Source organism: Methanobrevibacter ruminantium (genome assembly GCF_016294135.1).
Classification (GTDB): domain Archaea; phylum Methanobacteriota; class Methanobacteria; order Methanobacteriales; family Methanobacteriaceae; genus Methanobrevibacter; species Methanobrevibacter ruminantium_A.
In genome coordinates, this window is the sequence record NZ_JAEDCO010000010.1 from 36,835 (window position 1) to 44,318 (window position 7,484).

General features: G+C 32.6%; 6 protein-coding genes. 4 read left to right on the forward strand and 2 right to left on the reverse strand.

Annotation, left to right across the window (positions count from 1 at the left end; all coding sequences use genetic code 11):
- Positions 1-103: 103 nt before the first annotated feature.
- Positions 104-955: a HEAT repeat domain-containing protein gene (locus VW161_RS04005; protein WP_304103216.1), complete on the reverse strand. Its 852-nt coding sequence runs from the start codon at positions 953-955 to the stop codon at positions 104-106.
- Positions 956-1,170: 215 nt separating this feature from the next.
- On the opposite strand from VW161_RS04005, the gene VW161_RS04010 reads away from it, so the two are divergent.
- From VW161_RS04010 to VW161_RS04020, 3 genes are all read left to right on the forward strand, one after another.
- A complete protein-coding gene (locus VW161_RS04010) occupies positions 1,171-3,771 on the forward strand; it encodes an ATP-dependent helicase (protein ID WP_325192733.1) in 2,601 nt (866 codons plus the stop codon).
- A gap of 194 nt (positions 3,772-3,965) precedes the next feature.
- Positions 3,966-4,340, forward strand: a complete 375-nt coding sequence (locus VW161_RS04015; RefSeq protein ID WP_325192734.1) for a DUF5518 domain-containing protein — start codon at positions 3,966-3,968, stop codon at positions 4,338-4,340.
- A 260-nt stretch (positions 4,341-4,600) separates the two neighbouring features.
- Positions 4,601-5,131 carry a hypothetical protein gene (locus tag VW161_RS04020; RefSeq protein ID WP_304093333.1) on the forward strand — a complete coding sequence of 177 codons (531 nt, stop codon included), beginning with the start codon at positions 4,601-4,603 and terminating at the stop codon, positions 5,129-5,131.
- 306 nt (positions 5,132-5,437) lie between these two features.
- Here the strand turns inward: VW161_RS04020 and VW161_RS04025 are convergent, their stop codons facing one another.
- Entirely contained in the window at positions 5,438-6,529 is a 1,092-nt protein-coding gene (locus VW161_RS04025) for a formate--phosphoribosylaminoimidazolecarboxamide ligase (protein WP_304085551.1), read from the reverse strand.
- 301 nt (positions 6,530-6,830) lie between these two features.
- On the opposite strand from VW161_RS04025, the gene VW161_RS04030 reads away from it, so the two are divergent.
- Positions 6,831-7,382 (forward strand): metallophosphoesterase, encoded by a 552-nt coding sequence (locus VW161_RS04030; RefSeq protein WP_304085549.1) that lies wholly within the window; start codon positions 6,831-6,833, stop codon positions 7,380-7,382.
- Positions 7,383-7,484: the final 102 nt, after the last annotated feature.

The window sequence follows — 7,484 nt, forward strand, 5'->3', positions numbered from 1 at the left end:
TATAAAAATAGGCACTAATTTTAAAAAAAATATTAAAAAAGAGAAAACAAATTAATAAAAATAATAAAAATAATTAAAATTTATCTTAATTTATTTTTTAATTTTATTTTAATTTTGCTAATCTCTTTTCAAAGTAAGCTAATTTTTTCTCAGTATCAGCAAACACTTCACATGCTGTTTCCAAGACTCTTACTTCATTGTCATAATCATTTTCCTTTCTATAGAGAACACATAATCTTTTATATGGAGCATCTTTTGGCTGTTTTGATTCAACATACCTTTCATATTCCTTAATTGCCTTTTTAAGATTTGCCGCTTCCATTTCCTTAATGGTGCTCATAGGAATGACTTTAACAATAGCTTTTCCAGAGGCCTTTGCCTTTTTCCTTTTTTCAGCTTTTTTAATTGCCTTATTACAGGATTTCTTGAAGTCCTTGTCATCCTCATTCTTTCTTGCCTGTTTGATGAGCTTAATGGATTCATCACTTCCTAAATCTCCTAAAGCTTGAACTGCAGCTAACTTTACACCCCAATCCTCATCTTCAAGACATTTTGCAATGCTATCCAATTCATCTTCAGCTTGAAGTTCACCTAAAGCCCTTACAGCAACTTTTCTAACACCGAAATCCTCATCATCAAGGGATTCTACGAAATAAGGAATTACCTTTGCATCTTCAGTTTCCTTAAGCGCAAACGCTAAAAATCGTTTATCCTTTCCTTCTGCATTTGCAAACTCTTCAATCAATTTATCTACAGCCACATCTCCCATATTACCTAAGATTTCTGCAGCTTTAAAACGCACTTGAGCATTTTCATCTTTAGTAGCTTGAATCAAATGATCGATAATAGATTCATCATTCACCTTTTCCAAACTTGCTATAGCTGATTTTCTAGTCGCTACATCTTCATCCTTCAATGCTTCAATAGCTTCTTCAATTGATAAATTTCCTACCATAATAAATCCTCATAAAACTAAAATAATTAAAATAATCAATGAATTAAAATTAATTTCTAAACTTAATTCTTAATTTAATAATATTTAAGTTAAAACTAATATTTAAATTAATTTGAATAAGTAAAAACTAAACTATAAAATAAATAAATTACATAAATAAATGGTAACTATTTTAAAATAACACAACACACCAATAAGATTTAAAGATTGATAATATGATAAAAAAACAAACTAAAAGCTATTCAAAAAAGGAAATCTATAATAATCTCCACCCTTATGTGAAGCAGTGGTTTGAGAATATCTTTGAAGACTTTACACCTGCACAAAAACAAGCGATTCCTGAAATTCATAAAGGGAACAACATACTTGTTTCATCACCAACAGGATCTGGAAAGACATTGACTGCATTCCTATCGGTCATTAATGAACTGACTGAACTTGCAGATAAAGGGGAACTTGAAGATAAGGTTTATTGCATTTACATATCTCCTCTAAAGGCATTGGACAATGACATTGAAAGAAACCTTGACCAGCCCCTTAGGGAAATAGAGAAAATAGCTAAAAAGCCATTAGGAATCAGAAAGGCAGTTAGAACTGGAGACACCACCCAATATCAAAGGACAAAGATGTTGAAGTCCCCCCCACATATTCTGATTACAACACCTGAAACATTATCAATCCTCCTTGTCGCGCCTAAATTCCGGGAAAAATTATCACATGTAAAGTATGTGATTGTTGATGAGATCCATTCATTGGCTGAAAACAAGAGGGGAGTTCACTTAAGCCTATCATTAGAGAGATTGCAGCATCTAATTGGGGGATTTACAAGGATTGGATTATCCGCTACAGTAAGCCCTCTTGAAGAAGTTGCAAGATTCCTTGTAGGATATGAATACGGAGTGGAAAGGGATTGTATCCTAGTTGATATCAATTATCTGAAGGAACTGGATATAGAAGTTATCTCTCCAGTTGACGATATTGTAATAGCTGATGATGAGGATACGAGAATGGCAACTTATGCCCTAATCGATGACTTAGTGATGGAACATAAGACAACCTTGATATTTACAAATACCCGTAGCGCTACAGAACGCTATGTTTACAACCTCAAAAAGCTTTACGGAGAACATTTCAATAGCAACAACATTATGGCACACCACTCTTCCCTATCAAAGGAATCAAGATTGGAAACTGAAGAAAAACTAAAGAGAGGTGAGCTTAGGGCTGTTGTATCCTCAACTTCACTTGAACTTGGAATAGATATAGGTTACATTGACCTTGTAATACTTATCAACTCACCGAAATCAGTTTCAAGGGCTCTTCAAAGAATCGGTAGAAGCGGCCACAGATTGCATGAAAAGTCCAAGGGAAGAATAATCGTTACAGATAGAGATGAACTTGTAGAATGTTCTGTTCTCTTGAAAAATGCTAAGGAAGGAAAAATTGACAACATAAAAATCCCTAAGGACTGCTTGGATGTGCTTTCACAACATATCTATGGAATGGGAATAGAAAACCCTTGGGACATCGATTATGCCTACGATGTGATTAGAAAAAGCTATTGCTATAAGGATCTGGAAAGGGATGACTATGAAGATGTCCTAAGCTATTTGGCAGGAGAGTATGTGGAACTTGAAGAGCGTTACGTTTATGCTAAAATCTGGATAGACTATAAGGAAAACACCTTTGGAAAAAGGGGAAAATTAGCAAGGATGCTTTATTCCACAAACATTGGAACCATACCTGACCATTCTGCAGTAATCGTGAAATGTGATGGGGAGCCAATAGGTAAGGTTGAAGAGGACTTTATGGAAAAGCTTAAAAAAGGTGACAGCTTTGTTCTTGGCGGAAGAACATACAAATTCAATTATGGAAAGGGAATGACCATAAATGTCTCTCCAGCATCAGGACCTCCTACAATCCCTTCATGGTATTCTGAGCAATTGCCTCTTGCATTTGACCTTGCAGTAGACATCCAGAGATTTAGATACATTCTTGAAAGCAAGTTCCAGTATGGAAGATCTAAAGAGGAAATAATGGAATTCCTTCATGAATACCTTTATGTTGATGAGTTTGCAGCAAACTCAATCTATGAATACTTCAATGAACAGTTCCTCTATGCCCAAATACCTCACAAACAAAAGCTTCTTGTTGAGTATTACACAGGATTTGGAGGAAGAAAATTCGTTGTTTTCCATAGCTTGTTTGGAAGGAAGACAAATGATGCGCTTGCAAGGGCAGTGGCTTATGTGGCAAGTGACAGAAACAAGAGGAACATTACAATCTCAATTACAGACAATGGATTCTATTTAAGCTCAGAGGGCAAGATGGGAGCATTGGAAGCATTGGAAAGATTGAATCCTAACAACTTTGAAAACATACTGATAAGGTCACTTGACAAAACCGAAACATTGGCAAGCAGATTCAGGCATTGCGCTGGAAGATCCCTCATGACCTTAAGAAGATACAAAGGGCATGAAAAGTCTGTAGGAAGGCAGCAAGTTAGAGGAAAAATATTGCTCAAGTACATTCAGGAAATGGACAATAATTTCCCAATACTCAAGGAATCCAGAAGGGAAGCCACTGAAGATTATATGGACATTAAAAATGCTAAAAGGGTCATTTCATGGATTTCAAGTGGTGAAATGGAAATCAAGACAATAAATACAATAATCCCAAGCCCATTTGCATTTAATCTTGTATCACAAGGATACTTGGAAGTCCTAAAGCAGAACGATAAATCAGAATTTACCAAAAGGATGCATAGGGCAGTTATAGAAAAGATAAAAGAGCAAATGGGAAATGATTATTATTAGTCAACTAATAATTAATTAAAATTAAAATTAAAAATAAACTAAAATAAATTCTATAAACTAAAATAAAGTAAAATAAATTAAAATAAATTAAAAAGCAAAGTTTAAATACTTGATAACTAAACTTAAATACGTGAAAATTATAATAAAAAAGAGATTATTATAATTAAAGAATTAATCTAAAATGAGGTGATAAAATGGCTAAAATGAGTTCAGTTCTAATAGGATTTCTATTGACATTAGTCGTTTACTTATTCTTTGGACGTTATGAATTCTGGGGTCTTTTAATCGTGGGATTCATTGTCGGATACATAGCTCACGAAGGAATATTCGGAGGAATGTGGAATGCGGCACTTGCAGGAGCATTCGGAACAATTGTGGCATCAATCCTATTCATACTGCTTGTTACCGTAGGTGGAACCGCATTGATGGGACCTCTTGGAGGGCTTACTGGATTCACCGTTTCTGGAGTTTCAAGCTTATTTGTGATTATCTACAATATAATCAAATATATGATCACTATGGGAATAACTGGTGCTCTCGGTGGAGCTTTAACTAAACAGAAAAATTAAATTTTTTAAATTTTTCTCTTTCTTTTCTTTTTTTATTTTATCATTGCAATTTACTTATTTTATTAACTATTCTTCCTTTTAAACATTTTTCACTTTTATTATTTCGATTTTATCAATTTATACTGATTTTTTAAAAAAAATATTAAAATTTAAATTATATGAGAAATAAAAATTTAATTTAGAAAAATAAATAGACAATATTAATTTTTAATAAATTAAAATTATGATATGAATATAGTCTTAAAGTTTTAGGTGATTTAATGGTAGATGCAGAAAAGGCAAAACAACCTAAAGTAAAAAAGAATAGAAATTCTAATTTACCTGACATAAATTTAAAATCATTGATTTTCGGTGCAGCAGCATATGCATTTTTCCCACTTGTTGCAACCCAATATGGAATAGATCTTTTAATGGCATTTGCAGCTATTGGTCCTCTTTATATTGGTTATGAAGCAAAATCCTACCTTAAAGGTGTTCTTTTAGGTATTGTTGGTGCAACACCACTATTATACTTGACATTTGCAGGATTTTTAGGAGCATACACGCCAACTGAAATGGGAGACTTGATTACAAGTGTTGCAGTCCTTGGACTTGGTGCATTGATGGCATTCTTCGGAGCTTACCTTTACCAAGAAAGAGCAAAAGCTAAAGAGGAATATGACATTGCAAAAGGCAGCAAAGGAACTAAAAATGTTCCTATCAAACAAAAAGAGAAAAAATTCGAAGATACGGGTAATGTCAAAAAGAACATTACTAACTTATTCCTTCCAAAAGGCAGAAGGAAAAAATAATTTTTATTTTAATTAGAATCCCATTTGGGATTCTAAAATCTTTTTTTATAAAATATTTTTTTATAATTTTTTAAACTCAATAAATAGCTATTTTTTAATTTAAAGACTTAGACTAAAATACATATTCTAATTTTATAAAATATTAAAAAATAGCAGAAATATTAGAATAATTAATGAATAATTGAATATTAATAAAAAAAGAGTAAAAAAGTTATAAAAGTTAAAAAAAGAAATAAAAACTTTAAAAAAATAGTTGAAAAAAGTTTTAATCAAACTTTTTCTAAATGTTTTTTCTAAGTTGGAAGATTATGTAATAATCTTTTCAAATCCGCCGTTTTCGAGTGCCATTTTAATTTCACGTGCAACTCTTCTTCCCATACTCATACCTTCACCATATTTGAGGTAACTGTATGCGGAACCTTCCATAAAGGTGTTTGTACCACCATCAGTTCTTGCACTTGTTTCAAATACAACAACTTCAAGGTTATCGTTTACAAGAGTTTGGATACAGAATGGACCGTTTAAACCAGGTTTTACTAATTCTGCAGCACTTTTAACTAATTTGTCACCGATTTCAAATGCTTGTGGAAGCAATGATTCTCTCATTACAACTGGGTGGTTACCGGTTACAACGTAAGATGGGCTAATGTCAATGGATAATTGATCTTTAGCAGGCATTCTTACAAATCCGTCAATACTGGATTCATATCTGCTGTCCATACCCATAAGTTCCACTTCATCATTCAATGCGGAGTAGAAGTAGTGGATACAGTAGTTACAACCAGATACATACTCTTCAATGTGAGCTTGAGCCACATCTTCATCTTCAATCCATCCACGTTCTTTCATTGCATCGATTTTTTCATTAAATTCTTCAGGAGATGAAGCTACAAAGTATCCTCTTCCACCTCTTGCTCCAGGGAATTTAACCATTACAGCACGGTCAATTTCAGCAGGGTCATCATATTTCATTGGGATTCTGATTTTACCGTTTACGAGCAATTGTCTTTCCAAGTCTCTTTCAGCTTCCCATCTTAAGATGTCTCTGTTACCAAACATAGGTACATTGAACTTATCTTCAACATTATCTAAACCTGCGTATGCTACAAAGGATCCGTGAGGAATAACAATTGCGTTCATGTCTCTTAATCTTTGTTGAACATCTTCGTTTACAATGTCTTCGAATTTATCTACGATGATATATTCATCTGCAACATCAAAACGTTGATAAGGTACTTCTCTACCCTTTGCACAAACAATAGCAGTTCTAAATCCTTCTTGTTTAGCACCATTAAGAATATGTAAAGAGGTGTGACTACCTAAAGTTGCGATAGTGATATTGTCTTTATCATACCCTTCTAAAATCTCCAATATTTTTTCTTTACTAACTTTTCCCATTTTTAATCTCCTGAACTAATATTTTTCAGAAATCAACTTAAAGATAAAAATTATTTATCAATAATTATATTATATTTTTATAAACTTATAAAGTTTTATTATTAAATTTTTATTCATATATTATGAAACTAAAAAATGCAAAGAAAATCAAAAATGAATGAATTAAGACAGTGATTTTCTAAGCAATTTTCTAATAAACTATATAATCAATATAAAACAAAGTAATTATTGTTAGATGAAAACAATTAATAACTAATTCATTTCAAATTGTTTTGAATTCATAATTATTGAATGTGAAAATATGTTAATTGGATTAATATCAGACACCCATATTCCAGATAGAAGAATTAAGCTTCCCCAAAAGGTTTTGGAAACCTTTGAAGGTGTTGACTTGATTATTCATGCAGGGGACATAACCAGCCAAAACGTTATAGATGAATTGGAAGCAATAGCGCCTGTAGTTGCTGTTGAAGGAAATATGGACAGGGTTCATGGGGAGATTGATCTCCCACCTTCTGAAATCATAGAAGCGGAAGGCCATAAGATTGGAGTAATACATGGAGAAGTTTATCCAAGAGGAGACACACAACAATTATATTACCATGCATTGCAATTGGAAGTGGATATCCTTGTAAGCGGACATTCACATGTTGCACAGCTTGAAAAGATTAAAAATGTCATTTTAGTCAATCCTGGAAGTCCGACAAACCCAAGATTATCTGACCCGTCAGTGGCATTGATGGAAATAAACGGCAATGACATAAGCATAGAATTCATTCAAACTGGAAGGCCAGTTTGTTCAGCATTAAATTTCTTTGAAGAAAAGGCAAATAAGGAAAATAAAGATAAATAAAGATAAAAAGGCAAATAAGGAAAATAAAGATAAATAAAGATAATTAAGATGAATTAATCGAAAAAAGAAAAAATAGAACCAATAAATAAGAGAATCAATAAA